25 protein-coding genes and 2 pseudogenes are annotated in these 24,795 nt (G+C 71.6%); 14 read left to right on the forward strand and 13 right to left on the reverse strand.

Features of this window, described 5'->3' with window-relative positions:
- Positions 1-32 precede the first annotated feature (32 nt).
- On the forward strand, positions 33-1,442 hold the full coding sequence (locus ACZ4RZ_RS24375) for a phytoene desaturase family protein (protein ID WP_467747512.1): 1,410 nt from the start codon (positions 33-35) through the stop codon (positions 1,440-1,442).
- On the forward strand, positions 1,439-1,948 hold the full coding sequence (locus ACZ4RZ_RS24380; RefSeq protein WP_467747514.1) for an O-acetyl-ADP-ribose deacetylase: 510 nt from the start codon (positions 1,439-1,441) through the stop codon (positions 1,946-1,948). The genes ACZ4RZ_RS24375 and ACZ4RZ_RS24380 overlap by 4 nt, the downstream gene beginning before the upstream one ends.
- 10 nt (positions 1,949-1,958) lie before the next feature.
- Here the strand turns inward: ACZ4RZ_RS24380 and ACZ4RZ_RS24385 are convergent, their stop codons facing one another.
- From ACZ4RZ_RS24385 to ACZ4RZ_RS24395, 3 genes are all read right to left on the reverse strand, one after another.
- The gene (locus ACZ4RZ_RS24385) at positions 1,959-2,330 is read right to left on the reverse strand and encodes a YybH family protein (RefSeq protein ID WP_467747516.1); all 372 of its coding nucleotides are present in this window, start codon (positions 2,328-2,330) and stop codon (positions 1,959-1,961) included.
- Positions 2,331-2,401: 71 nt separating this feature from the next.
- Positions 2,402-3,115, reverse strand: coding sequence for an SDR family NAD(P)-dependent oxidoreductase (locus tag ACZ4RZ_RS24390; RefSeq protein WP_467747517.1), 714 nt, complete (start codon positions 3,113-3,115; stop codon positions 2,402-2,404).
- 281 nt (positions 3,116-3,396) lie between these two features.
- Entirely contained in the window at positions 3,397-4,017 is a 621-nt protein-coding gene (locus ACZ4RZ_RS24395; RefSeq protein WP_467747519.1) for a TetR/AcrR family transcriptional regulator, read from the reverse strand.
- Positions 4,018-4,182: 165 nt separating this feature from the next.
- Here ACZ4RZ_RS24395 and ACZ4RZ_RS24400 point away from each other — a divergent pair, with 165 nt between their 5' ends.
- Together ACZ4RZ_RS24400 and nicT are read left to right on the forward strand one after the other, a co-directional pair.
- The gene (locus tag ACZ4RZ_RS24400) at positions 4,183-5,040 is read left to right on the forward strand and encodes a COG4705 family protein (RefSeq protein WP_467747520.1); all 858 of its coding nucleotides are present in this window, start codon (positions 4,183-4,185) and stop codon (positions 5,038-5,040) included.
- Positions 5,041-5,166: 126 nt separating this feature from the next.
- Positions 5,167-6,258 (forward strand): Nickel transporter NicT, encoded by a 1,092-nt coding sequence (gene nicT, locus ACZ4RZ_RS24405; protein WP_467747522.1) that lies wholly within the window; start codon positions 5,167-5,169, stop codon positions 6,256-6,258.
- A gap of 58 nt (positions 6,259-6,316) precedes the next feature.
- On the opposite strand, the gene ACZ4RZ_RS24410 is transcribed toward nicT, so the two are convergent.
- Positions 6,317-7,216, reverse strand: a complete 900-nt coding sequence (locus ACZ4RZ_RS24410) for a M48 family metalloprotease (protein WP_467747523.1) — start codon at positions 7,214-7,216, stop codon at positions 6,317-6,319.
- Positions 7,213-7,596 carry a BlaI/MecI/CopY family transcriptional regulator gene (locus ACZ4RZ_RS24415; RefSeq protein WP_467747524.1) on the reverse strand — a complete coding sequence of 128 codons (384 nt, stop codon included), beginning with the start codon at positions 7,594-7,596 and terminating at the stop codon, positions 7,213-7,215. Before ACZ4RZ_RS24415 ends, ACZ4RZ_RS24410 begins: the two co-directional genes overlap by 4 nt.
- Positions 7,597-7,792: 196 nt before the next feature.
- Between ACZ4RZ_RS24415 and ACZ4RZ_RS24420 the strand changes: the two genes are divergently transcribed.
- From ACZ4RZ_RS24420 to ACZ4RZ_RS24435, 4 genes are all read left to right on the forward strand, one after another.
- Positions 7,793-9,295, forward strand: coding sequence for a hypothetical protein (locus ACZ4RZ_RS24420; protein WP_467747525.1), 1,503 nt, complete (start codon positions 7,793-7,795; stop codon positions 9,293-9,295).
- Positions 9,292-10,263 carry a lysylphosphatidylglycerol synthase domain-containing protein gene (locus ACZ4RZ_RS24425; RefSeq protein ID WP_467747527.1) on the forward strand — a complete coding sequence of 324 codons (972 nt, stop codon included), beginning with the start codon at positions 9,292-9,294 and terminating at the stop codon, positions 10,261-10,263. Before ACZ4RZ_RS24420 ends, ACZ4RZ_RS24425 begins: the two co-directional genes overlap by 4 nt.
- Positions 10,264-10,288: 25 nt before the next feature.
- Positions 10,289-10,519 (forward strand): ATP-binding protein, encoded by a 231-nt coding sequence (locus tag ACZ4RZ_RS24430; RefSeq protein ID WP_467747529.1) that lies wholly within the window; start codon positions 10,289-10,291, stop codon positions 10,517-10,519.
- Positions 10,520-10,632: 113 nt separating this feature from the next.
- Positions 10,633-11,466, forward strand: coding sequence for a COG4705 family protein (locus ACZ4RZ_RS24435; protein WP_467747531.1), 834 nt, complete (start codon positions 10,633-10,635; stop codon positions 11,464-11,466).
- Here ACZ4RZ_RS24435 and ACZ4RZ_RS24440 read toward each other — a convergent pair.
- The 4 genes from ACZ4RZ_RS24440 to ACZ4RZ_RS24455 form a co-directional block, all read right to left on the reverse strand.
- On the reverse strand, positions 11,447-12,751 hold the full coding sequence (locus ACZ4RZ_RS24440; protein WP_467747814.1) for a sensor histidine kinase: 1,305 nt from the start codon (positions 12,749-12,751) through the stop codon (positions 11,447-11,449). The genes ACZ4RZ_RS24435 and ACZ4RZ_RS24440 overlap by 20 nt on opposite strands.
- A gap of 161 nt (positions 12,752-12,912) precedes the next feature.
- Positions 12,913-13,575 carry a response regulator transcription factor gene (locus tag ACZ4RZ_RS24445; RefSeq protein WP_467747533.1) on the reverse strand — a complete coding sequence of 221 codons (663 nt, stop codon included), beginning with the start codon at positions 13,573-13,575 and terminating at the stop codon, positions 12,913-12,915.
- 9 nt (positions 13,576-13,584) lie between these two features.
- Positions 13,585-14,223: a phosphatase PAP2 family protein gene (locus ACZ4RZ_RS24450; protein WP_467747535.1), complete on the reverse strand. Its 639-nt coding sequence runs from the start codon at positions 14,221-14,223 to the stop codon at positions 13,585-13,587.
- Entirely contained in the window at positions 14,220-14,909 is a 690-nt protein-coding gene (locus ACZ4RZ_RS24455; RefSeq protein WP_467747536.1) for a DedA family protein, read from the reverse strand. The genes ACZ4RZ_RS24450 and ACZ4RZ_RS24455 overlap by 4 nt, the downstream gene beginning before the upstream one ends.
- Before the next feature lie 97 nt (positions 14,910-15,006).
- On the opposite strand from ACZ4RZ_RS24455, the gene ACZ4RZ_RS24460 reads away from it, so the two are divergent.
- The 3 genes from ACZ4RZ_RS24460 to ACZ4RZ_RS24470 all read left to right on the forward strand — a co-directional run bounded on the left by ACZ4RZ_RS24460 (position 15,007) and on the right by ACZ4RZ_RS24470 (position 17,434).
- Positions 15,007-15,378 carry a BlaI/MecI/CopY family transcriptional regulator gene (locus ACZ4RZ_RS24460; protein WP_467747538.1) on the forward strand — a complete coding sequence of 124 codons (372 nt, stop codon included), beginning with the start codon at positions 15,007-15,009 and terminating at the stop codon, positions 15,376-15,378.
- 5 nt (positions 15,379-15,383) lie between these two features.
- Positions 15,384-16,313 carry a M48 family metalloprotease gene (locus ACZ4RZ_RS24465; RefSeq protein WP_467747816.1) on the forward strand — a complete coding sequence of 310 codons (930 nt, stop codon included), beginning with the start codon at positions 15,384-15,386 and terminating at the stop codon, positions 16,311-16,313.
- Positions 16,314-16,771: 458 nt separating this feature from the next.
- Positions 16,772-17,434 carry a maleylpyruvate isomerase N-terminal domain-containing protein gene (locus ACZ4RZ_RS24470; protein WP_467747540.1) on the forward strand — a complete coding sequence of 221 codons (663 nt, stop codon included), beginning with the start codon at positions 16,772-16,774 and terminating at the stop codon, positions 17,432-17,434.
- 57 nt (positions 17,435-17,491) lie between these two features.
- On the opposite strand, the pseudogene ACZ4RZ_RS24475 reads toward ACZ4RZ_RS24470, so the two are convergent.
- The 3 genes and pseudogenes from ACZ4RZ_RS24475 to ACZ4RZ_RS24485 form a co-directional block, all read right to left on the reverse strand.
- Positions 17,492-18,028, reverse strand: a pseudogene (locus tag ACZ4RZ_RS24475) (transposase); the annotation flags it as partial.
- A gap of 206 nt (positions 18,029-18,234) precedes the next feature.
- On the reverse strand, positions 18,235-19,389 hold the full coding sequence (locus tag ACZ4RZ_RS24480) for an MFS transporter (protein ID WP_467747818.1): 1,155 nt from the start codon (positions 19,387-19,389) through the stop codon (positions 18,235-18,237).
- A gap of 25 nt (positions 19,390-19,414) precedes the next feature.
- The gene (locus tag ACZ4RZ_RS24485) at positions 19,415-19,777 is read right to left on the reverse strand and encodes an ArsR/SmtB family transcription factor (RefSeq protein WP_467747542.1); all 363 of its coding nucleotides are present in this window, start codon (positions 19,775-19,777) and stop codon (positions 19,415-19,417) included.
- A gap of 57 nt (positions 19,778-19,834) precedes the next feature.
- Between ACZ4RZ_RS24485 and ACZ4RZ_RS24490 the strand changes: the two are divergent.
- The 3 genes and pseudogenes from ACZ4RZ_RS24490 to ACZ4RZ_RS24500 all read left to right on the forward strand — a co-directional run bounded on the left by ACZ4RZ_RS24490 (position 19,835) and on the right by ACZ4RZ_RS24500 (position 23,968).
- Positions 19,835-21,837: pseudogene (locus tag ACZ4RZ_RS24490) on the forward strand (heavy metal translocating P-type ATPase).
- Positions 21,838-21,975: 138 nt separating this feature from the next.
- Positions 21,976-23,457, forward strand: a complete 1,482-nt coding sequence (locus ACZ4RZ_RS24495; protein WP_467747544.1) for an AlkA N-terminal domain-containing protein — start codon at positions 21,976-21,978, stop codon at positions 23,455-23,457.
- A gap of 19 nt (positions 23,458-23,476) precedes the next feature.
- Positions 23,477-23,968 (forward strand): methylated-DNA--[protein]-cysteine S-methyltransferase, encoded by a 492-nt coding sequence (locus ACZ4RZ_RS24500; RefSeq protein ID WP_467747545.1) that lies wholly within the window; start codon positions 23,477-23,479, stop codon positions 23,966-23,968.
- Positions 23,969-23,996: 28 nt separating this feature from the next.
- Here ACZ4RZ_RS24500 and ACZ4RZ_RS24505 read toward each other — a convergent pair whose 3' ends face one another.
- Positions 23,997-24,722, reverse strand: a complete 726-nt coding sequence (locus ACZ4RZ_RS24505) for an SIR2 family NAD-dependent protein deacylase (RefSeq protein ID WP_467747547.1) — start codon at positions 24,720-24,722, stop codon at positions 23,997-23,999.
- Positions 24,723-24,795: the final 73 nt, after the last annotated feature.

Here is a 24,795-nt window from a genome sequence, read left to right on the forward strand (position 1 = left end):
TCGGCTGACAAAGGAGTCCGAAGGTGCCGTCGATGCTCGATGCGGTCGTAGTGGGTGCGGGGCCGAACGGACTGACGGCTGCCGTGGAGCTGGCCCGCCGGGGATTCTCCGTGGCTGTGTTCGAGGCGCGGGACACCGTGGGCGGGGGAGCGCGCACCGAAGAGCTGACGCTGCCCGGTTTCCGGCACGACCCGTGCTCGGCGGCGCACCCGCTGGGCATAAATTCGCCCGCGTTCAAGGCGATGCCCCTGGAGCGGTACGGGCTGGAGTGGCTGCACCCCGAGCTGCCCATGGCGCACCCGTTCCCCGACGGCACGGCGGCGGTGCTCTCGCGGTCGGTGGCCGAGACGGCCGCCTCGTTCGGACCGCGTGACGCCGGCGCGTACCGCAGGCTCGTCGCGCCGTTCCTGCCGAGGTGGGACACGCTGGCGCATGACTTCATGTCACTGCCGCTGACCGCGCTGCCCCGCGACCCGGTCACCCTCGCCCGCTTCGGCCTCACCGGACTGCAGCCGTCGACCTGGCTGACCCGACGCTTCCGTGACGAGCGTGCCAAGGCCCTGTTCGCCGGGCTCGTGGCGCACGTGATCGCCCCGCTCGACGGCATCGCCACCAGCGCCGTCGGCCTGGTCTTCGCGCTGGCCGCGCATGCGGGTGGCTGGCCCGTCGCGCGCGGCGGCTCCCAGTCCATCTCCGACGCGCTCACCGCGTATCTCAAGGACCTCGGCGGCACCGTCCACACCGACTACGAGGTCAAGCGCCTGGACGACCTGCCCCCCGCGCGCGCGTATGTCTTCGACACCTCGCCCACCGCCCTGGCCCGGATCGCGGGCTTCGGACGGTACTACGAGCGCTACCGGTACGGGGCGAGCGTCTTCAAGATCGACTACGCGCTGGACGGGCCCGTGCCCTGGACGGCCAAGGAGGCGCGCACCGCCGGGACCGTGCAGATCGGGGCGAGCTGGGCGGAGATCAGTACCGCGCTGCGGGCGGCCTCCCGCGAGGGCCGTGCCCCCGACGCGCCCTTCCTGATCACCGTGCAGCCCAGCGTCGTGGACCCCTCCAGAGCGCCTGACGGCAAGCAGGTCTTCTGGACATACGGGCATGTTCCGAACGGCTGGACCGGGGACCTCACGGACGCCATCGAGCGGCAGCTGGAGCGGTTCGCGCCGGGCTTCCGCGACCGCGTACTGGCGCGCGCGACCGCGGGCCCGCCCGAGCTCGCCGCCCGCAATGCCAACTATGTGGGCGGAGACATCGCCTGCGGCGCCGCCTCCGGGCTCCAGCTCCTGCTCCGCCCCAAACTGTCCCTGTTCCCGTACAGCACCCCGCACCCGGCCGTCTTCCTCTGCTCGGCGGCCACCCCGCCGGGGCCCGGCGTGCACGGCATGTCGGGGCACAACGCGGCGAAGGCCGTCTGGAGGAGGCTGAGGCAGTCATGACCACGATCACGCTGGTCCAGGGCGACATCACCCGGCAGACCGCGGACGCCATCGTCAACGCGGCGAACTCCTCGCTGCTCGGCGGCGGAGGCGTCGACGGAGCCATCCACCGTCGTGGCGGCCCCGCCATCCTCGCCGAGTGCCGCAAACTCCGCGCCGGCCACTACGGCAAGGGCCTGCCCACCGGACAGGCGGTCGCCACCACTGCGGGCGAGCTGGACGCGCGGTGGGTGATCCACACCGTCGGCCCGCGATATGCCCAGGGGGAGGACCGGTCGGAGCTGCTGGCCTCCTGCTACCGGGAATCGCTGCGGGTGGCCGACGAGCTCGGCGCTCGTACGGTCGCGTTTCCCGCCGTCTCCGCCGGTATCTACGGGTGGCCGATGGACGACGCCGCTCGTATCGCGGTGGAAACCGTGCGGGCCACCGAGACGGCGGTCGAGGAGGTCAGATTCGTCCTCTTCGACGAGCCGGCGTACGAGGCGTTTGCCGCACAGGTCGGCTGAGCGGGGAGAGTCAGTCGAGCTTGGAGACCTGGTAGTGGCTGATGTACCAGCCGTCCTCCAGGCGTTTCACCAGTACGCCGAGGTTGACGTTGAGGGTGGGCCGGTCGGTGAACGAGAAGTCGACGCTCAGGTAGCCGAGAACGAGGTCGTCGGCCGGGCGTCGGGTTTCGAGAACCCGGTACTCGGCCGTCAACCCGAGGGGCTGGGAGTCGTAGTAGGCGGCGATACCAGGCCTTCCCACGCTGTAGGGGTGCAGTCCCTGGAAGATCGCGTCTTCGGTGAACCGGGAGGCGACCTGCTGCGGTTCGTGCCGGTTGACGGCGGACTTCCACGGGTCGAGGACGCCGCGCAGGATCGCTTCGTTGTCTGTCGTGCTGTTCATCAGGGTTCTCCTGTCGGTGGAATCGGAGGCGCGGCCTTGCGGCCGCGCCGTGCGAGCGATGCCGTGCGGGGTCAGTGACCGGCGCTCATGCCGCCGTCGACGTGGAGGATCTCGCCGGTGACGAACGGGGCGTTCTCCAGGTAGATCACCGCGTCGACGATGTCGCTCGGCTCACCCATCCGGCCGACCGGATGCAGGGCGGCGAGAGCCTCATGGGTTTCCTCGGAGTGCATGGGGGTCTTGATGGTGCCCGGTGAGACCGCGTTGGTGCGGATGCCGCGCGTCGCGTACTCGATGGCGAGGGACTTGGTGGCGGACTGCAGGCCGCCCTTGGTCAACGAGGCAAGCACGGAAGGCACGTTGGAGTCGGCGTTGTCGACCAGGCTGGTGGTGACGTTGACGATATGGCCGGCGCCCTGGGCGAGCATGTGCTCGATGGCCAGCTGGGTGATGCGGAAGAAGCCCGCGAGGTTCACACCGGCCACCGCGGCGTAGTCGTCCTGGGTGTAGTCGGTGAACGGCTTCGCGACGAAGATGCCCGCGTTGTTGACCAGGGTGTCGATACGACCGAACCGCTCGACGCCGGCGGCGATGACCCGCTCGGCGGTGGCGGGGTCGGCGATATCGCCCTGCACGGTCAGGATGTCCACGTCGTTGGACGGGGCGATCCCGCGCGAGGTGGCGACGACCGCGTAGCCGAGCTTGCGATAGGCCTCGACGAGGCCGGCGCCGATGCCCTGCGAGGCACCGGTGATGACTGCGACCTTCTGGTCCTGAGAGCTCATGATGACCTTCTCCGAGATGAGGTGGGCGTTTCTCGATCGATCCGGCTACTAGCCGACCGGTCGACTATTTGACCCTAGGCGTCTCCGCGCACAGAAGTCAAAGGTCAAGTGGGTCGGGGCCAGGACCGGCTGCCTCCCACCTGGTAGGCGCAGCCTTCCAGTCCATCTCAGTGGGGCAGGGTCGGGCCGGGCGCGGGCCTTGCGGGCGGTGTACGGGAGAAGCGAGCGCGGCGCAGTTACCGGAGGAAGGGGAGAGGCAGGCCCTCGAGGGAGTCGATCGGTCAGGCGTTGGCCACGGCGTCGCGCGGTGCGCGAGCACCGAGCAGGGCCAGGCAGTTCACCCACAGCGGGCTGAGCTGCTGGGTGTTGTTGTAGAGCTTGGCGAACAGCACCTGCCCCTCGAGCTGGGCGACCAGCGCCTGTGCGGCTTGCCGCGTGTCGGTCGCGGTCACCTCTTTGCGCTCGAGGGCTTCGGCGATGACCGCCTCGACCATTTCGACCTGCGCGTCGAAGATCTCCTGCAGCCGTGTGCGCATCGCCTCGGTCTGGTTGCTCATCTCCAGGGTGAGATTCCCGAACAGGCATCCCGAGACGGTGCCGCAGCTCTGCTGGTCGGCACGCTGGGCGGCCTCCGTCTCCTCGAACAGCCGGAACAGGCGCCGCAGAGGTTCCTCGTCGCTGTTCAGGATGCGAGTCCAGGTGCGCTTCTGACCGGACCAGTGTTCGTCGATCACGGCCAGGGCGAGCGATTCCTTGGAATCGAAGAAGTAGTAGAAGCTGCCCTTGGGCACGCCGGCCGTCTTGCAGATCTCGGCCACGCCCAAGGCCGAGTAGCCGCGCAGCTCGATGAGCGATTGCGCGGCGCTGAGGATCTTCTCCCTGGCGTCGCTGGTCCGTCCCATGAAGCGAGTGTACGACCGGTCGACTATCACCCGCATACCAGACCGGCCGGGGTGTTGGCCATGGGCTGATCCACGCGTTCAGGATGCGTTCAGGAAGCGGCTGCCACGTTGATGATCACGCCGCTCAAGGCGTGCGCGCCATACCCCCCACGGGAGAACTGAACAATGGACAAGTCGGAACTCGTCACTGGTCCGAGTGTCACCGATCCGCATGTCGCCGATCCCGGCGCGTATGCGATGAAGAAGCTGCCCGAGGTGACCCTGGCCTTCTGGGTCATGAAGATCGCCGCGACGACGCTCGGCGAGACGGCGGGCGACCTCTTTGCCCAGACCCTCAAGCTGGGCTACTTCCTCACCACTGTCCTGCTGTTTCTGATCTTCGTGATCACGCTGGTAGTACAGCTGAAGTCGCGGCGGTACAACCCGTTCTTCTACTGGACCGTGATCCTGTCGACCAGCATGGCCGGCACCACGATGTCCGACTTCATGAACCGGGACGCCAGTGCCAAGTACCTCTCCGCCGGCGCCACCTCGCTCGGCTGGGGTCCGCAGGGCCTCGGGCTCGGGTATCCCGCGGGTGCCGCGATCCTGATCTCGCTGCTCATCGCCATCTTCGTCGTCTGGAAGCTGACCGGGCAGACCTTCGTCATCCGCGACATCGTGACCTTCCGGGGCGAGGCCCTCTTCTGGTCGGCGATCCTCGTGTCGAACACGCTCGGCACCTCCATGGGCGACTTCCTGTCCGACAGCTCAGGACTTGGCTACGCGGGCGGCGCGCTGCTCGTGGGAGGGGTGCTCGCGGGACTCCTCGCGCTGACGCGCGTGCCGTTCGTGCCGAATGTCCTCCTGTTCTGGTTCGCCTTCGTACTCACCCGCCCGCTCGGCGCCACCGCGGGCGACTTCCTGACCAAGCCGGTCGCCAAGGGCGGCCTCGACCTCGGAACCGTGGGCTCCTCTGCCGTGCTCCTCGCGATCCTCGTCGGCCTCATGGGCTACGCCCACCTCAAGGAGCGGCGGTCGTAGCCGGTCACGTGGCTGGCGCGGCTGGGGAACTGCTGGCCGAAGCTTTACTGCGAACAGATTGCAGGTGATATGGGTGAGCATCAGGGTGGCAGTGCGCGGCTCCCACCCTGAAAGAAGGCCCGAAATATGCGTCGTACGTCGCTCACGCGGCAGGAGTGGGGCCGGCTCGGCGGGATGGGCGCCTTCATTCTCGCGCTGCACGTGATCGGCTGGTTCACGCTCGTCGCCGTCGTCGCGCCGGAGCACTACAGCCTCGGCGCGAAGTCGTTCGGTGTCGGTATCGGCGTGACCGCCTACACGCTGGGCATGCGGCACGCCTTCGACGCGGACCACATCGCGGCCATCGACAACACCACCCGCAAGCTGATGAACGAGGGACAGCGTCCACTCTCGGTCGGCTTCTGGTTCTCCTTGGGCCACTCCAGCATCGTCTTCGGACTGACGCTGCTGCTCTCCTTGGGCGTCAAGGCGCTGGCCGGCCCGGTGCGCGACGACAACTCCAAACTGCACGACGTCACCGGGCTGATCGGCACGACGGTCTCCGGGACCTTCCTCTACGTCATCGCCGCCATCAACCTCGTCATCCTGGCCGGTATCTGGAAGGTCTTCCGGCAGATGCGCTCCGGCCACTTCGACGAGGCGGCGCTGGAGGAGCAGCTGAACAACCGCGGCTTCATGAACCGCCTCCTCGGGCGCGTCATGAAGTCGATCACCAAGCCGTGGCAGATGTACCCGCTGGGCCTGCTCTTCGGCCTCGGCTTCGACACGGCCACCGAGATCGCCCTGCTGGTCCTCGCCGGTTCGGGCGCCGCGTCAGGACTGCCCTGGTACGCGATCCTGTGCCTGCCCGTGCTGTTCGCGGCGGGCATGTCGCTGCTCGACACGATCGACGGTTCGTTCATGAACTTCGCGTACGGCTGGGCCTTCTCCCAGCCGGTGCGCAAGGTCTACTACAACCTCACCATCACCGGTCTGTCCGTCGCCGTCGCCCTGATCATCGGCACGGTCGAACTCCTCGGCCTGCTCGCGGAGAAGCTGCATCTGCACGGCGCGTTCTGGGACTGGGTCGGCGCCCTCGACCTGAACGTCATCGGCTTCGTCATCGTCGGCCTGTTCTTCGCCACCTGGGTCGTCGCCCTGCTGGTGTGGAAGCTCGGCCGCATCGAGGAGAAGTGGACGGCCGGCCTGCGCCGCCCTGCGGAACAGCCCGCAGACTGACCGTCCCGCGGAGCGGCCCGCCGACCGAGCCCGCGAAGACCACGGCCGCGGCCCGTGCTTACCAGCCGGGCAGCGTCTCGGCCAGCAGTCGCAGCAGGTCACCGGTCGCGTCGACCGCACCGAGCGCCGACAGTGCGCCCAGCGCCAGGACGGCCGCCCCGATGGGCCACAGGTCGGGCGGCGGAGCCGTCTGCAGCGCCGCGATCCGGCGGGTGACGGCGTGCTCGGAGAAGTGCAGGGCGCACCCCGCGCGGGCGCGCTGGGAGATGAGGGCGGCGCGTGCCAGGGCGAGTGCGGTGGTACGACGGTCGCCGACGCTGCCCGCGGCCACCTCGTCGGCCCAGCGCTCCAGCAGGAACGTGACGGTCGTGCGCACGGGCACCAGCAGCGGGTTGGCCGCGGCCGACAGCGCGACGGCGATGGCCAGCGCCGAGTGCCGGTGGACGAGATGGGCGCGTTCGTGGGCCAGCAGGACGCGCCGCTCCGCGGGCTCCAGCGCCGCGAGCATGGCGGCCGTGACCAGGATCCGGCCCGGCGTACCGGGTATCGCGAAGGCGTGGGGGGTCGAGGACGCGGCGACGATGAGTTCGCTGTCGGGCGGGTGCCCTTCGCACAGCCGGAGCAGCACCCGGCGGGTCGCGTAGTGCGCTCGTACGGCATGGAAGAGCCGGAAGGCGATCACGCCGAGGGCGGCGACCGCCACGACGGCGATGGTCTCCGGGACGGGCTCGGGCAGTGCGCGGCCTTCCTCGCTGGCCTCCGCGGCCACCGACGGGGCCCGGTTGATCAGCGTGGCGGCGAGCAGGAACAGCGCCCAGGTGGAGGCGGCCGCGGTCAGCGCGGCGGCGACGGTGAGGACGCGCGCCGCCAGGGCCGGCGACACCCGCCTGGCCACCTGTGGCGCGACTGCCGGGAGCAGCAACGACAGGACGAGCGGAGCGTAGACGTCGATCCTCATGGCCCGTTCCCCCCGAGGAGGTCGCGCAGGGCCTCTTCCTCCTGGGGGCTCAGCCCGGTGACGAACTGCTGGAGGGCCGCGATCGGGTCGGGGCCGCGGTCGAGGGCCTCGTGCATGGCCGCGGCGGTCAGCTCGGCCGCGTTCTTGGCGGGCCGGTAGGCGCCGCGCCGGCCGTCCACGTCACGGAGCACCAGGCCCTTGTCGTACAGGCGCTTGAGGATGGTGTGCACGGTGTTGTAGGCGAGACCGCCGCCGATCTCCGCATGGATCTCGGCGGGCGTCAGGGCGTCCTCGGTGGCCCAGAGGGCGGCGAGGACTTCGCTCTCCAACTCGCCGGCGCTGCGCCGTTCCGTTCTGCCGTGGGGGCCTGTGCCAGCCATGCTCGCCACCTTACAGCGCGTAGGGGCGCGGCCACGGGGGCTGGACCCCGGATGCCACTCCCGAACTGCATCTCCGTCCGGTGCACGGTAATTTGGCCGTGTTTTTCCGACTCCCCCTTGTTTCCCGACTCCCCCCTCCACCCTACGTCTTGTAGGGTGGAGGAACCCTACAGCTTGTAGGGCTGAAGGGTGGACGATGGCCAAGACCTCGAACGTCCGGCTCGTCGGTGCCAGGCGCCACGGCCCGCCCGCGACTGCCCGCGCTTCGAGACGCCTCCGCGGCGAGCAGTGGCCGGCACTGGTGGCCGCCGCGTTCACCCTGGCTCAACTCATCCTCGTAGGCCCCGGAATGGGCCTCGGCTGGGACGAGACCGTGTACGTCAGCCAGGTCAGCCCGCACGCCCCCGCCGCGTTCTTCAGCGCACCGCGCGCCCGCGGCGTCCCGCTGCTCGTGGCGCCGATCGCCTCCTGGTCGTCGTCCACGACGCTGCTGCGCATCTACCTCGCCCTGCTGTCCGGACTCGGCCTGTACCTGGCGCTGCGTGCCTGGCGAGGGCTGTTCCCGGTTCGGGTGCTGACGTCGGCGGGCGCCCTGTTCGCGACGCTGTGGGTGACCCTGTTCTACGGTCCGCAGGCCATGCCCAACTACTGGGTCGCGATCGGCGCTTTGGCCTGCGTCGGCTGCTTCCTGCGCGCCCGGGCGGACCGTTCCGACCGGGCGGCGCTTTGGGGGATGGGCCTGAGCGCCGCATTGATGGCGTGGATGCGGCCCACCGACGCGGTCTGGGCGACCCTGCCGCTGCTTGTCCTCGTCGTGGCCGTCCGCGGATGGCGTCGTCCCCGGCTGCTGATCCCGCTCGTCGCGGGTCTGGCGGCCGGAGCGGGCGAGTGGGTCGCCGAGGCGTACGTCAGCTACGGCAGCCTGGGCCAACGGCTCGCGGACGCCTCCCGCATCCAGGGCGGCCTGGGCTGGAACTTCGCCGTCGGCGACCAACTGCGCAGTCTGGGCGGACGCGCTCTGTGCCGCCCGTGCACCGGGGCGATGCCGAACCCGGCGGTGATGGTCTGGTGGTTCGTGCTGCCGCTGCTCGCCGTCCTCGGTCTGGTCGTCGCCGTCAAGGCCCGGCGCGCCGGGCGCACGCTGCTGCTCCTGGCCTGCGCCACGACGTCGGGCATCCCGTATCTGTTCATGATCGGATACGCCGCCCCGCGCTTCCTGCTCCCCGTCTACGCACTCCTCGCGATCCCCGTAGCCGATGCTCTCGTCCACCTGGTCACCACCCCGAACCGGGCCTGGCGCCCGGTGGCCGTGACCCTGGTGGCGCTCGGCCTCGCCGGGCACCTGGCGGTCCAATTCGCGGTCCTGCGGGCCACGGTGCAGCGCACCACCGCCTCCCACCGAGCCTGGGCGGCCACGGCGGCCGAGCTGCACCGGCTCGGCGTACGGCCGCCCTGCCTGCTGACCGGGTACGAGGCCGTCCCGATCGCGTACTACGCCGGCTGCTCCTCCGTCGCGACCAGTGGCCACAACGCCAACACCACCGAGACGGACATCGTGCGGTCCGGTCGGCGCGAGCCGGTCGGTGTGCTCACGACCCCGGGAGGACGGCCGCCCGCGTACGCCCGCGACTGGGCCGTGCATCCTGCCGGTGACCTGCGTGTCTATGTCGCACCAGGGGCGGGAGGCGGAGCGGTATGACCGTCCCGCCCGGCGCCTCTTCGACAACCGTCGACGGGCCGCCGTCCACCAGGAGGCCGGTGTCCGTCGGCAGACGCGTCTCCTGGCACGCCGCGGTCACGCTCGGTGTGGTGGTGTGCGCGGTGTATCTCGCCCGGCGCCACTGGCCGTTGATCGAGACCGGAGCCGGCCGGCTGGCCGGCGCGGACCGCGGCTGGCTACTCGTGGCGACCGCCGCCACCCTGGCGACCTGGGCGTGTTCGGCCCTCGCCCAGCAGGGCGCGGTGGCCCGGTCGCTGCCCGCCCGGCGCCTGGTGGCGGTGCAGTTCGCGGCCTCCGCCGCCAACCACGTCCTGCCCGCCGGTCTGGGGGCGGGTGCCGTCAATCTGCGCTTCCTGACCCGGTGCGGGCTGCCCGTCACCCGGTCGGCGACCGCTCTCGCGGTCAAGGCCACCGCGGGGACCGTGGTCAGAGGCTGCCTGATCGCCGCGCTCGCGCCGGCCTGCCCCGGTGCGCTCCGCTTCCCGCGCGTCTCCGCGACGGCATGGGCGGTGGCCGTCGCGGTGGTCGCCACCGCCATGGTCCTGTTGTCGGGGCCGCTGCGGCGCGCGCTCCGAGCCGTGCTGACGGAAGTCCGCGCCGTGCACGAAGTCCCCGCGCGGGCGGCCGCGTTGTGGGGCGGCTCGCTCGCCTTCGCCGCGCTGCACGCCGCCGTGGTCATCGCCGTCACCCAGGCCATCGACCTGCCGCTGCCCCCGGCCCAGGTGGCACTGGCGTACCTCGCCGCGAGCAGTGCCGCCGTCCTGCTGCCCACCCCCGGCGGCCTCGGCTCCCTGGACGCCGCACTCGCCCTGGCCCTCACCCTCGCCGGAGCACCGGGCAGCGCGGCGGCATCGACGGTCCTCGGCTACCGGCTGCTGACGGTATGGCTGCCGCTGCTTCCGGGGCTGGTCGCGCTGGGGGTGCTGGTGCGCCGCCGGGTGCTGTGAACCGCCGTACGGCTCAGGTGAGTTCGTGACGGTAGCCGTGCCCGTGCAGGGTGGTGATCCGTGGCGGCTCGACACCGAACCGGGCCGCCTCTTCGCCCGCGGGCACACGGGCGACGGCACGGGCGGTACGGGCATCGGTCTCGCCCTCGCCCGCGATCTGGCGGTCTCGCTGGGCGGCAGGCTGTTTCTGGCGAGCGGCGACCCCACGACGTTCACCCTCCTCGTCCCCGTCCGCCAGGAGGAGAGGGTCGGGTAGCCAGGACCCAGGACCGCGCGGAGGGCCAGGGCCGGGCAGGTGGCCACGACCGCAGCCAGGGCGGGTCTGGTAGTCAGGATGTATTCAGATATCGGCTGGCAGGGTCCGGTCCCATGACATCCGAGACTTCCGAGACGTCCGTTGCGTACGGCCGTACCGAGGCCGCCCCCGGCCGCCGCATCCGCTGGAACAAGGTTCCCGAGGTCACCGCGTACTTCTGGATCATCAAGGTGCTGTGCACGACGGTCGGCGAGACCGCGGCGGACCTCCTGAACGAGAAGCTGGGCCTGGGCCTGACCGGCGTGTCGCTGCTGATGAGCGCGCTGCTGGCGGTGGTCCTCGTTGTCCAGTTCCGCACGAGGACCTACAAGGCCGGTGTCTACTGGCTCGCCGTGGCTCTGATCAGCGTCGTCGGAACCCTGATCAGCGACAACCTCACCGACAACCTGGGCGTGCCGCTGGAGACCAGCACCGCCGTGTTCGCCGTCGCCCTCGCCGTCGTCTTCTTCGTCTGGTACCGCCGCGAGCGGACCCTGTCCATCCACAGCATCGACACCTTGTCCCGCGAGGCCTACTACTGGCTGGCCGTGCTGTTCACCTTCGCGCTGGGCACCGCGGCCGGTGACCTGGTCGCCGAACGCATGGCCCTCGGCTACTGGGTCTCGGCCGTCCTGTTCGGCCTCGCCATCGCCGCGGTCGCCGTCGCGCACTTCGCGCTCGGCCTGAACGCCGTGCTGAGCTTCTGGATCGCGTACATCCTCACCCGCCCGCTGGGCGCCTCGATCGGCGACTACCTCTCGCAGCCGACCGGCGACGGCGGCCTGGGCTTCGGCACCGTGGTCACCAGCGTGCTGTTCCTCGCGGTCATCCTCGGCCTGGTCGTGTACCTCTCGGTGACGCGCCGGGACGTCGCCGAGGCCGAGCGGCTCACCCCGCAGGGAGGCTGACCACGAACCTCGCGCCCGAGGTGTGCCGCTCGTCGTGGTGCACCTCGCCGCCGGCGGAGCGGGCCAGGCGTCGCGAGAGCGGCAGCCCCAGGCCCGCTCCGCCGTGTCCGTCCCCGGGATCGGCGCGGCGCCCCGGCTGAAAGAGCTGCGGTGCGAACGACGCGGGTACGCCGGGTCCGTCGTCCGTGACCTCGACGCGTACGCCGCCGGGGCGGGCGCAGGCCCGGAGCTCGACCCGCGCCCGCGCGTGCCGCAGCGCGTTGTCGAGCAGGGGACTGACGATGCGTTCCAGGAGGGCGTCCGGCACCCCGGCGGACAACTCGGCGTCCCGTCCGGTGACGACGACCTCCACCTTCTCGGTCTTCTCGGTCTTCTCGGTCGCGGCGGCGCGGTCCGCGAGCCGCCGCAGCACGGGCAGCACGTCGGTGGTGCCGGGCGCGGCGGCCGCGCTGTCGCGCGCGTCGTCCAGGAGGGTGTCGCAGATCGTGCGCATGGACCGGGCGGCGTCGGCGATGGCCTCGTGCGTGCTCCGGGTGTCGGCGGCGGAGCGGGGACGGGCCTGCCACCAGTCGAGCTCCGCGATGATCCGGGCGAGCGGATTGCGCAGTTCGTGCGACAGCTCCCGGGTGAGCTGCTGCTCGTGGCGCAGCAGTGCGCGGATGCGGTCCAGGAGCGCGTCCAACGACCCGCCCAGCTGGGCCAGTTCGGTGGGCCGGACCACGCTCCCGAAGCGTTCCTCGGAGGCTATGGCGCTCCACTGCGTGGCGTGCTCGGTCATGGTGCGTACGGGTCGCAGCGCGCGCCCCACCGCCAGGCGCGTCAGCGCGTACGTGCAGGCGAGCATGACGGCGTCGAGCGCGATCGAGGCGAGGAGCAGAGTCTCGGCGGAGCTGCGATAGGGGGAAAGGTCCAGTGCGGTGACGACGGTCGCGGCACCCTTGTCGCCGGGCACCGGTCGTGAGCACAGCCGGACGGGGCCGTGGCTGTGGGCGGTGACGCACTGTCTGCCGCCGCGCGTGGCGAGCCGGTCGGCGGCGCGGGCCAACGGGCCGGTGGCGGCGGCGGAGGGAGGCTTTTCGAGGAGCCGGCCGCCCGCGTAGATCCATACGTTCGTGTCGAGCAACTCCTCGCCCGGCGTCTCCGGGACGCGCACCCGGGGGCCGCTGGTGTCGACGGTCGCGGCGACGGCGGCGGCCCGCGTGCGCAGTTCGTCGTCCGCCTGGTGCTGGAGGTGGCGCTGTACGACGGTGTTGAACGCGACGGTGAGGATCACCATCAGCAGCATGGCGGTGGTCAGCGCGACCAGGGAGAGCCGACCGCGCAGCGTACGCGGCCACCACCGGGAGCGCACTCGCCAGGAGGAGTGTGGCCACCACCGGGAGATGGACGCCCTCAGGGAGACGGATGCCCTCCGGGGGATGAACGCCTTCCGGGAGACGGATGCCCTCATGACAGACGGTGTCCGATACCGCGCGCGGTCGTGACGGTCAGCTCGCTGCCGCTGTCCCTGAGCTTGCGGCGCAGCCGGGTCAGATACTGGTCGAGCGTGTTGTCACTGACCTGCGCGCCCTCGGGCCAGCCCGCCCTGATCAGCTCCCGTCGGCGCACGATGTCCCCGGACGCCGCCATCAGCGCGGCCAGCAGGCGGAACTCCGTGGGAGTCAGGCCGACTCGGGTGCCACGGACCGTGAGGCTGTGCCCCACCGGGTCGAGGATCAGGTCACCCGCGGTCGCGGTGGGAACCGAGCCGGTGCGCTTGAGGGCGGCCCGCAGCCGGGCGGCCAGCTCCGTCAGATGGAACGGCTTGGGCAGATAGTCGTCGCCCCCGGCCGAGAAGCCGGCCAGGCGGTCCGTGAGATGGTGATGGGCCGTCAGGAAGATGACGGGGGACAGGAAGCCGTTGGCCCGGATCGCCTGGCACACGTCCCGTCCGTCCGCGTCGGGCAGCCCTACGTCGAGCACGGCCGCGTCGACGTCGTCCCCGGCCAGCCGCAGCGCGGTCGCGCCGTCCTGCGCGGGCACGGCGTCGAAGCCCTCGTCCCGCAGACCGCGCAGCAGGACGTCACGCAGAGCGTGATCGTCCTCGACGACCAGGATCTTGTGCCGCATGTCTCTCCCTCACTTGGTCTCGTACGGCGTCGCCTCTGCGAGTGGTGGCGCTATCAGCAGAGGCCTCAGCCGCGAGCCGGTGAGTCGGTGAGCCGGCGTCTCGGTGACCCGGTGCAGTCCCGTTGTCAGCAGCATCGCGATCAGCGTGCCGACGAGGACTCCGGCCACGACGTCGTGCGGGTAGTGCAGGCCCACCCAGACGCGGGACGCGGCGAGCGCGCAGGCGGCTACCACCGCGACAGTGCCGAGGCGACGGGAGACGAAGAGCAGGGCCACCGCGGCCGCGGCGGCGATGACCGCGTGATTGCTCGGGAACGACCAGTCGCCGGGGGCCGGACACGCCTCCAGCGTCTTCACCTGCAGGCTCTGACAGGGCCGGTCCTCGCGCACCAGCAGTTTGAACACCGAGTTCACCGCGTATGCCACCACCACGATCACCGGTATGGCGAGTGCGATCAGCGCGGCCCGGGCGCTCACCCGGCGCGCCTGCCACCAGCCCAGGAGCATGAGCACGGCGAACAGCCCGAGACCGTACGTCGACCAGGCCGACACCAGACTGTCCAGCCACGAGGGGGAGTCCTGGGCGAGGTTCACCACATATGTGTAGGCGGAGCCGTCGATCGAGGAGCCGTCGAAGGCCAGGATCACCCCTGGGCTCCCTTCTCCGCGGTGGCCGCCCGGCGGGAGCGGTACAGCTCGGCGGCGAGCGGGATCAGGGACACGATGACGATCAGCGCGATCATCGGGAGCAGATAGCGGTCGACGTTCGGAATCGACGAGCCCAGCGCGTATCCGCCCAGCGTGAGGCCGATGCTCCAGACGAGTCCGCCGATCACCTGCCACAGGGTGAAGGTCCGCACGGGCACGTGCAGCGCGCCCGCCATGGGGTTCAGCACCGTACGCACCACCGGCACGAAGCGGGCCAGCACGATCGCCTTCGCGTATCCGTAGCGCTCCAGCAGCTCCTCGGCGCGCTGGGCCCCCTCGTGCAGACGGGGCGAGCTGCTGCGGGCGAGCAGGGCCCCGCCCGCCTTCCGCCCGATCAGGTAACCGCACTGCGATCCGGCCAGCGCGCCCACGGCGGCGGCGACCAGGAGCGGGACCAGCGACAGCTTCAGACCGCCGTGGCCCGATCCGGTGCACAGCAGGCCCGCCGTGAACAGCAGGGAGTCACCGGGCAGGAAGAAGCCGATCAGCAGCCCGGTCTCCGCGAACATCACCACGCCTACACCCAGCACACCGAAGGCGGCGAGCAGGGACTGCGCGCTGAGAATATTCACGGCGAGCTGTGACGCTGTGAACAAAGGTGCGGCCATGGTCGCGGGCCCTCTCATACTGGACGGGCGGGAACGTTCGAGACGCACCCGGGTGACTACAATCCTGTAGACGGTCTACTGAACTGTAGACGATGGCGGGGTGAGGATCGTTCCCATGACCAGCGCGAAGGACGAACGCCGACCGGCGGGCGAGCTCGAGGCCAGTGTGATGGCCGCACTGTGGGCCGCCGGGGCACCGCTCACACCCGGGCGTGTACAGATGGAGCTGGACTCCGGCCTGGCGCGTACGACCGTGACGACGATCCTGTCCCGGCTGCACGAGAAGGGCATCGTCGGCCGCGAGCGGCAGGGCCGGGGCTACGCGTACTTCCCCGTCCAGGACCCGCACGGTCTCACCGCCCGGCGCATGCACAGCGAACTCGACCGGGACGACGACCGCGAGACGGCCCTGGCCCGGTTCGTGGCCCAGCTCAGCCCCGACGACGAGCGTCTCCTGCGCGATCTGCTGGAAGCAGGTGAGGAATGACGGCGATGACGGCCCTGCTGCTGATCCCGCTGCTGGTGCCCTTCGCGGTGCCGGCGCTGGCCCGCCGCTGCCTCGACCGTCTCGTACCCGTGACCGCGCTGTGGGCCCTGACCCTCGCGGTCGTGGTGCTCGCCGGGGCGTCCGTCGCCGCGCTCGGCGCGCTGGTCCTGACGGGCCTGCTCAAGCTGCCCGTGTTCGCGGGCCTCGGTGACCTCATCCACCCCCTGCGTACCGCGTCCGACCTGGTCGTCCTGCCCGCCGCGGCGGCCGCCACCGGCGCCCTGACCGTCGGCGCGTGGACCCTCGGACGCTCGGCCCTGCGCCAGCTCCGCGCCTTCCGCACCGCCCGCACCCAGGCCGACAGCCGGCCCGCCGCGGGCGACCTGTGCGTCGTCGAGTCGCCGCACCCGGACGCGTACGCCCTGCCGGGCCGCCCGCACCGCATCGTCGTCACCACCGCGATGCTCCGCAGCCTCGGCCCCGACGAACGCGAGGCCCTCTTCGCCCACGAGCGGGCCCACAACGCCGGCGGCCACCACCGCTTCCTCGTCGCGGCCGAACTCGCGGCGCACTGCCACCCCGGTCTGCGCCCGGTCCGGGCGGCCATCGCGCTCGCCGCCGAGCGCGTCGCCGACGAGGCCGCCGCCGTCGCGGTGGGGGACCGGCGCCTGATCGCCCGCGCCATCGCCCGCGCCGCCCTGGCCACCCGGGCGTCCCAATCCGCCCGCCCCGACTTCGCCCCCGCGGCCACCACCGGCCCCGTCCCCCGGCGCGTCGCCGCCCTCCTCGCCGCGCCCCCGAGCCACCGCCGCGCCGCCTCCTGGATCGCCCTGCTCCTCGCCGTCTGCGCGACCCTTTCGGCCGGCGCCTCTGCGGCCGGCGTACTCGCCTTCCATCACGAGGTGGAGGTCGCGCAAGGCGAGGAGCCCCGCTGACGGCTCGGGCGGACGGCTTCGGGTGTGGGCCGCCGCCCTGAGAGCCACCCTGATCGCGGCCAGGCGCGATTGTGTGCCGGGTCATCCAACACCTTGGCCAGCCGCTCGCGCTCGAGCCGGTGAGGGCCCCGCAAGGCGCACACGCAGCGACCCGCGCGTTGCGGCCGGGACCGGCGCCTGGTCCCCGGCGGTGGTGGCAGTCCGCGCCCGGTCCGGGCGGCGCCCCATCGCGGCGGCGCAGAGCGCCGAGGCCATGAAGGTGGCGGCTTTGAACACCAGCAGCGGCACGGCACCGAACGCCTGGACGGACAGCCCGCCGCCGTCGCCGACAGCAGCATCCCCGCCCGGGTCCCCGTCTCGTAACGAGGCGTTGAACCGCCGCAGCCGGTCCGCCGGGACCCGTTCTCTGATCATCAAAGGGAGGGCGCGGGTCCGTCCGGCCGCGGTACGGTCCGGCCATGTCCCGATCAGCCGCTATTGGCTTCTCCTCGTCCCCTGTCACCGCGGACGACCTCGACCTTGCCGTGCAGCTCGCTGTGGCAGTCCTCCGCGAGGCGCCCCCGGCCGCGTGGGACGGTAAGGCGGGTTCGCTGGAATGGGACTGCTGGGAGACCGTCGAGCACCTCAGCGACGACCTCTTCGCCTACGCTACGCAACTGGGTCTCAAAACACCGCCCTTGGATGGCGAGGTGCCCTTCGTGTGGGAGAGCCGGCGGCCCGGCGGCCCGGCGAACGCCATTCACGCGAACCGTGAGGCGGGGCCCGTCGGTCTGTTGCAGGTGCTGGAATCGAGCGGCGCGCTGCTGGTCGCCATGGTGCGCACGACGCCTCCGCAGGCCCGCGCTCACCACGTCTTCGGCGTTTCGGATCCCGAGGGCTTCGCCGCGATGGGGATCGTGGAGACGCTGGTGCACACGCACGACCTGGCGCAAGGGCTCGGGCTCGCCTGGAGCCCACCCGCCGATCTGTGCGCGCGAGTGCTCGTTCGGCTGTTTCCGGACGCCCCGGAATCCACCGATCCCTGGCCCACCCTGTTGTGGGCCACCGGACGCGCCGAACTACCCGGACGCCCTCGACTGACCACCTGGCGCTGGCACGGCACACCCCGGGCACAGGACTGAGACGTCTCCAGCGGCAGAGGGAGGTTCGTCGGACTGGTGGTCAGGCCGCGGCTGGGGCGGTCGGCCACCCCGGCGGATGCCTTTCTCGCTTCGGATGCGAGCGCGTTCCTTGCGCTCGGCGGCCGGCACGTCGCGGTTGCGGGTGTTGGCATTTGGCCAACGTCGGCAGGCGTGCAGGGCCCGTATCTGCACGGTGTGGTTGGAGTTGGCGATGGTGAACTGCCTCAGCGGGCCGAAGTCGGCCTCGATCGGGTTCGCCCACGAGGCGCAGGTCGGGTAAAGCAGAGTTCCACCCGGTGTTTCCTGGCCCAGCGGCGGATGTTGGCGCCCTTGTGGGCGGACAGGTTGTCCAGGATCACGTAGATCGGTGCACCGCCGGGTTGGGGTCGGGTCGGGCGACACGGATCGACTTCAGCGCGGCCGGCGCGTTCGCGGCGCCCTTCTTGCAGCGGTTGACGCCCCACTGGGGTTGACGCCCCACAGGGTGTCGTCGCCGACCTAGTAACAGCCGTGGAAGTAGCGCACCCAGTGGGTGCGGTGGTGGGTGGCGGGCGCACGATCGGGGTGCCCCTGCCCGGCCCAGCCCGCGCCCGCAGCCGTCGGTGCCTGCATGCAGGCGGCTGAGCCAGGAGCCGTCGGGCAGTCGGTCCTGCACGGGCAGGACCCGGTTGGCCGACAACCGCCACAGCAGGTTGGGCGCCGCTGGCCGTGAACGCTCTCCAGGACGCTCTCCGCCACCGGCACCACCCACGAAGCCCTGGCGGCAGAGTACGCCGCCGACCAAAGCCATGGCGTTGGCGCTAGCCGCGGTCCCGACGCCCACGGCCCACACCGCTCCCCAGCAGCACGCCCACGGCCGGCCCCACCGCCAGCAACACGGCGAGCACCGTGTACCCGTACGTCAATGTCGCCGCCGTGGCCACCCCCGCGACGAGCAACGGCCCGCCCGCATCCCCCAGCTCGCGCCCCAATTCGGCGGCGCCCATCGTCTGTCCGAGCCGCTCCGGAGGTGTGCTCGATGCCAAGGCGGCGAAGCCCAGCGGAGTGATCAGGCCGGTGCCGACACCGATCAGGGCCGCCGCGAGCAGTACGCCCGTCAGCCCGGGAATCGTCGCGCAGCCGAGCCCCGCGGCGGCGGTCAGCAACCCGGCGCCGATCCCCGTGCGGGCGGTCAGCCGACCCGCGTCCAACGCCCGCCCGGCGCGCGGCTGGACGAGCGCGGCGCAGGCGGCGAGGACGGACACGGCGGCGCCCGTCGCGACGGTGCCGAGGCCCGCGCCCGCACCGGAGACCGGCAGGAATCCCACCCCGACGGAGAGCGCGGCGGTCGCGCCGGCGAGTGCCGCCGTCGGGGCGAGGAAGGCGGGGTCGGCCAGACGGCGCGCCAGGTCGAGCACGGTCTGCCGGGCACGCGGCAGCGGCGGCACGCGCGGCACAGACAGCAGAGCCCACACAGCGACGAGCGCACCCAGCACCGTGAGCACACCGAACAGCAGCCGCAGCCCGCCCGCCCACACGAGCACACCGCCCAACAGCGGCCCCAGCGTGTAGCCGATGGACTTGTAGAAGCCGTAACTCCCGTACACCCGCCCGTGCTTGGCCGCCGGATTGAGCCGGGCCACCAGCGCGGAGGCCGCGGGCGAGAACGCGGAGGCCGCCGCCCCCTGACCGAGCCGGGCGGCCCACAGCAGGCCGGGCCTGTCCGCCACGACGTACAGCGCGGACGCGGCGGCGAAGGCGATGAGCCCGCCGAGCAGCACGGGCCGGGCGCCGATCCGGTCGGCGATTGTGCCGAACACCGGCTTGAGCAGCACCTCGGCCCCGTCGTAGAGGGCCAGCAGCCCGCCCAGGACGAGCAGCGAGGTGACCCGGTCCGCCGAGTGCGCGCCCAGGTTCGCTGCGATGCCGTGCGCCCCGAACGCGGTGGTGAACCCGGCGGCGTACAGCGGCCACATCTGCCGCGCGGGCGCCGCTTTCACCTCACTCGGCCGTATCACTGAGCCCGAGCCGCAGGTGCTCCACGTGGTAGACCGCCTGGTCGAGGAGTTCGGCGACGTGGTGGTCGTGCAGCGCGTACACCACCGAGCGGCCGCTCCGTTCGCCGACGACCAGCCCCAGATTGCGCAGCAGCCGCAGCTGGTGCGAGCAGGCGGACTGCTCCATGCCGACCGCGGCGGCCAACTCCGTTGCCGGGAGCGGCCCTTCGCGCAGCCGCGCGAGGATCAGCAGGCGCGAGGGGGTCGACAGCGCCTGGAGCGTGGTGGCCACCTTCGCGACGTTGGCCGCGTCCAGACGTACGCGCTCGGTGGCGTCCTGCGCGGTGGTGACGGCTCCATGACCCATGGGCGGTATCTTACCCATCGCACATGAAGATATGAATGAGTCTTCATGTGATCCTGTATGGTGCCCCGTGTGACTTCCACTCTCGCCCCGCCGCCCGTCACCGACCGCCGCCGTACCCCGGCGTCCCCGCGCCGCCGCACCCACGTCCTCGCGCTGCCGGAGGCCCGCTGGGCGCTCCTCGCGACCATCACCTTCCTGCTCGCGCTCCCGCTGCACCTCGGCGGCGCGCCCGGGTGGGCGTACGGCCCGCTCTACGCGATCGCGTACGCCGCCGGTGGCTGGGAACCCGCCCTCGAAGGGCTTCGGGCGCTGCGCGAGAAGACCCTGGACGTCGACCTGCTGATGATCGTCGCGGCCCTCGGCGCGGCCGCGATCGGCCAGGTCCTGGAGGGCGCCCTGCTGATCGTCATCTTCGCCACGTCCGGAGCCCTGGAGGCCCTCGCCACCGCCCGCACCGCCGACTCCGTGCGCGGTCTGCTCGACCTCGCGCCCGCCACGGCGACCAGGGTGACCGCCGACGGTGAGGAGTCGGTGCCCACTGCTCAACTCGCCGTCGGAGACGTACTGCTGATCCGCCCGGGCGAACGAATGGGCGCCGACGGGCGGGTACTGGCCGGCACCAGCGAGGCCGACCAGGCGACCATCACCGGCGAACCGCTGCCGATCGTGAAGACGCCCGGCGACGAGGTCTTCGCAGGCACCCTCAACGGCGCCGGGGCGCTGCGAGTCCGCGTCGAGCGCGACCCCGCCGACTCGGTGATCGCCCGGATCGTCACTCTCGTCGAGGAGGCTTCGCGGACCAAAGCGCCGACGCAGCTGTTCATCGAGAAGATCGAACAGCGGTACGCGGTGGGCGTGGTGGCCGCCACGCTCGCCGTCTTCGCGGTTCCCTGGCCTTCGGCGCGGACCTCACCGGCGCGCTCCTGCGAGCGATGACGTTCATGATCGTCGCCTCGCCATGCGCGGTCGTGCTGGCCACCATGCCGCCGCTGCTCTCCGCCATCGCCACCGCCGGACGGCACGGCGTCCTGGTCAAGTCGGCCCTCGCCATGGAACGCCTGGGCGAGACCGACGCGGTCGCCCTCGACAAGACCGGCACGCTGACCGAGGGCGCGCCCGAGGTGACGGCCGTACGTCCGGCGCCGGGCTCGGGCCTGGACGAGGACGCCCTGCTGGCGCTGGCGGCCGCCGCCGAGCACCCCAGCGAACACCCGCTCGCCCGCGCCGTCGTCGCCGCTGCCCGGGCTCGCGGCCTGCGCCTCGCACCCGCCGCCGACTTCACGGCGAAGCCGGGTCACGGTGTCACCGCCAGGATCGACGGCCACGTCATCACGGTCGGCCGCCCGCAGCCGCACACCGACGCCGGTGTGGCCGGCCGTCCGGCGTCGCACACCGAGGCCGGTGCCGATACGGCCGGACGGCCGGTCCCGCACACGAATGCCGACGACGGCACGGTGGTCCTCGTCGCACGCGACGGCACGCCCGTCGGCACGCTCGCCCTCACCGACCGCCTCCGCCCCGCCGCCCCCGGGACCGTCGCCGCGCTCACCGCCCTGACCGGCGCCTCACCCGCGCTGCTCACCGGCGACAACCCGCTCGCCGCCGCCCGGGTGGCCATCGCCACCGGCATCACCGACGTGCGCGCCGGCCTGCTGCCGCAGGACAAGGTCGAGGCCGTACTCCAACTCGCCGACCGCAAGGTGCTGTTCGTCGGCGACGGTGTCAACGACGCGCCCGCCCTGGCCGCCGCCCATGCGGGGATCGCGATGGGCCGAGCCGGATCCGACCTCGCCCTGGAAACCGCCGACGCCGTCGTCGTCCGCGACGACCTGGCGGCCATCCCCGCAGTTGTACGGCTCTCCCGCGCCGCCCGCCGCCTGGTCACCCAGAACCTCGTGGTCGCGGGAACGTTCATCACCGCCCTGGTCCTCTGGGACCTCCTCGGCCACCTCCCGCTCCCGCTCGGCGTCGCGGGCCACGAGGGCTCCACCGTCCTCGTCGGCCTCAATGGACTGCGGCTGCTGCGGGAGTCCGCGTGGCGGAAGACGGTCGCGGGCTAGGTGTATTGATCACGAGCGTTGTTGACACGTACGGGTCTTGATCATGGCGAAGGAGGCGTGCGGGCCGGGCGCAGGCCGGGCGAGGTACATGTCGTATTCTCGCCAGCCCCGACCCGGCGCGTGCCCGATGCTTGAGGCATGCGGAACGGGATGCACACGGATACCGAGCGCTGCGTGCGCGCCGTCCAGGCCAAGGACGCGCGCTTCGACGGATGGTTCTTCACGGCCGTGCTGACCACGCGGATCTACTGCCGGCCCAGTTGCCCGGTCGTGCCGCCGAAGCCGGAGAACATGACCTTCTACCCGAGCGCGGCCGCCTGCCAGCAGGCCGGGTTCCGCGCCTGCAAGCGATGCCGCCCGGACACCAGCCCCGGCTCGCCCGAGTGGAACCAGCGCGCCGACCTGGTGGCCCGTGCGATGCGGCTGATCGGCGACGGCGTCGTGGACCGTGAGGGCGTCCCCGGCCTGGCCACCCGGCTCGGCTACAGCACCCGCCAGATCGAACGCCAGCTCCTGGCCGAGCTGGGCGCCGGACCGCTGGCGCTCGCCCGGGCCCAGCGGGCGCAGACCGCGCGGCTGCTCATCGAGACCACCCCGCTGCCGATGGCGGAGATCGCCTTCGCGGCCGGGTTCTCCTCCATTCGAGCCTTCAACGACACCGTGCGCGAGGTCTTCGCACTGTCGCCGAGCGAGCTGCGCGCCCGCCTGCCCAAGAAGCGGGCGGGAGTCACGCCGGGCGTGCTGAGCCTCCGGCTCCCCTTCCGCGCCCCGCTCAACCCCGACAACCTGTTCGGCCACCTGGCGGCGACCGCCGTTCCGGGCGTCGAGGAGTGGCGCGACGGGGCATACCGGCGGACCCTGCGGCTGCCGTACGGGCACGGAATCGTCGCCCTGACGCCGCGGTCGGACCACATCGCGTGCCGCCTCACCCTCAGTGATCTGCGCGACCTGCCCGTCGCCATCAGCCGCTGCCGTCGCATGCTCGACCTGGACGCCGACCCGGTCGCGGTCGACGACCAGCTGCGCACCGACCCGCTGCTCGCCCCGCTCGTCGACAAGGCACCTGGGCGTCGGGTGCCGCGCACGGTCGACGAGGCCGAGTTCGCCGCGCGAGCGGTGCTGGGCCAGCAGGTCTCCACGGCCGCTGCCCGCACCCACGCGGCCCGTCTGGTCGCCGCGCACGGTGAACCGGTCGACGACCCGGAGGGCGGCCTCACCCACCTCTTCCCCTCGGCCCCGGCGCTCGCCGCACTCGATCCCGAGTCACTCGCGATGCCGCGTACCCGCCGCACCACGTTCACCACGCTGGTACGCCAACTCGCCGAAGGAACACTCCATTTGGGGGTGGAGAGCGACTGGGCGGAGGCACGTGCGAAGCTGCTGGCGCTTCCCGGGTTCGGCCCCTGGACGGTCGACGTCATCGCCATGCGTGCTCTCGGCGACCCCGACGCCTTCCTCCCCACCGACCTCGGAATCCGGCGCGCTGCCCAGGAGTTGGGCCTCCCGTCCACCCCGGTCGCCCTGACCGCCCGCGCCGCGGCCTGGCGCCCCTGGCGCGCGTACGCGGTCCAGTACTTGTGGGCGACCGACAGCCACCCGATCAACTTCCTTCCCGTATAAGCCCGTTCAAGGACGTCCAGTGAAACAGCACACGGTCCACACGGTCATCGAGAGCCCCTACGGCCCCCTGACGCTCGTCGCCGACGACGGCGTCCTGTGCGGCCTCTACATGGTCGGCCAGCGCCATCGCCCGCCCGAGGAGAACTTCGGCGAGCGCGACGACACGCTCTTCGACGAGGCGACAGACCAGCTACGGGCCTATTTCACCGGCGAGTTGAAGGAGTTCACGCTCGAACTGCGCCTGGCCGGCACTTCCTTCCAGCGCAGCGTCTGGGAGCAGCTCCGGAAGATCCCGTACGGCGAGATCCGCTCGTACGGCGAACTGGCCGAGGCCCTCGGCAACCCGGGCGCCTCCCGCGCTGTCGGCCTCGCCAACGGCAAGAACCCGATCGGCATCATCGTGCCCTGCCACCGCGTCGTCGGCGCGAACGGCAGCCTCACGGGATATGGAGGCGGCCTGGACCGCAAGAAGCGGCTGCTGGATTTCGAGAGCGGAGCGGCCCTCTTCTAGCCGCTCGGCCCACCAGTTGTTCAGCCCGCTAGTCGCTCAACTTGCGCAGCAGTTCGGGCAGCGCGGTGCCGATCGGTTCCCGTACGACCTCGTCGGCCCGCTCGTCGTACGGGGTCGGCTCGGCGTTGACGATGATCAGCCGGGCCCCGTGATCGGCGGCGACGCCGGCGAGCCCGGCGGCGGGCTGCACCTGCAGACTGCTCCCGACGGCGATGAACACCTGGCAGGCCTTGGTGATGGCGGCCGCCTCACCCAGCACCACCGGGTCGAGCCGTTCGCCGAACATGACGGTCGCCGACTTGAGGATCCCGCCGCACTCCAGGCAGGGCGGGTCCACCTCACCGGCCTCGACCCGCGCGAGAGCGTCCTCCATCGGCTGTCTGGCGTGGCACTTCGTGCAGATGACGCTCCGCGCGGTCCCGTGCAGTTCCAGCACCTTTCGCGCCGGCATTCCGGCGAGCTGGTGCAGTCCGTCCACGTTCTGCGTGATCACCCGCACCGGCACCCCGGACCGCTCCAGCTCGGCCACCGCCCGATGCGCGGCGTTCGGCTCCGCCTTCAGCGTCCGGTTCTTGCGCCGCATCTGCCACGAGCGCCGCCGGATCTCCGGATCCCCCATGTAGTACTCGTACGTGACGAGCTTCTCGGCCTCGGGATCCCGCCGCCAGAGTCCATTCGGACCGCGATAATCAGGGATTCCGGAATCGGTGGAGATACCTGCGCCACTGAGGATGGCTACTAGAGGGCTGCCCATGGGCCGAGAGTAGGACGCCTGCCTGGTCGGAGCGAGCGGATATCGGGGCGTGCCCCTCGCATCGTCGGCTGTG

The sequence above is a fragment of the Streptomyces sp. NPDC027189 genome, assembly GCF_055566975.1.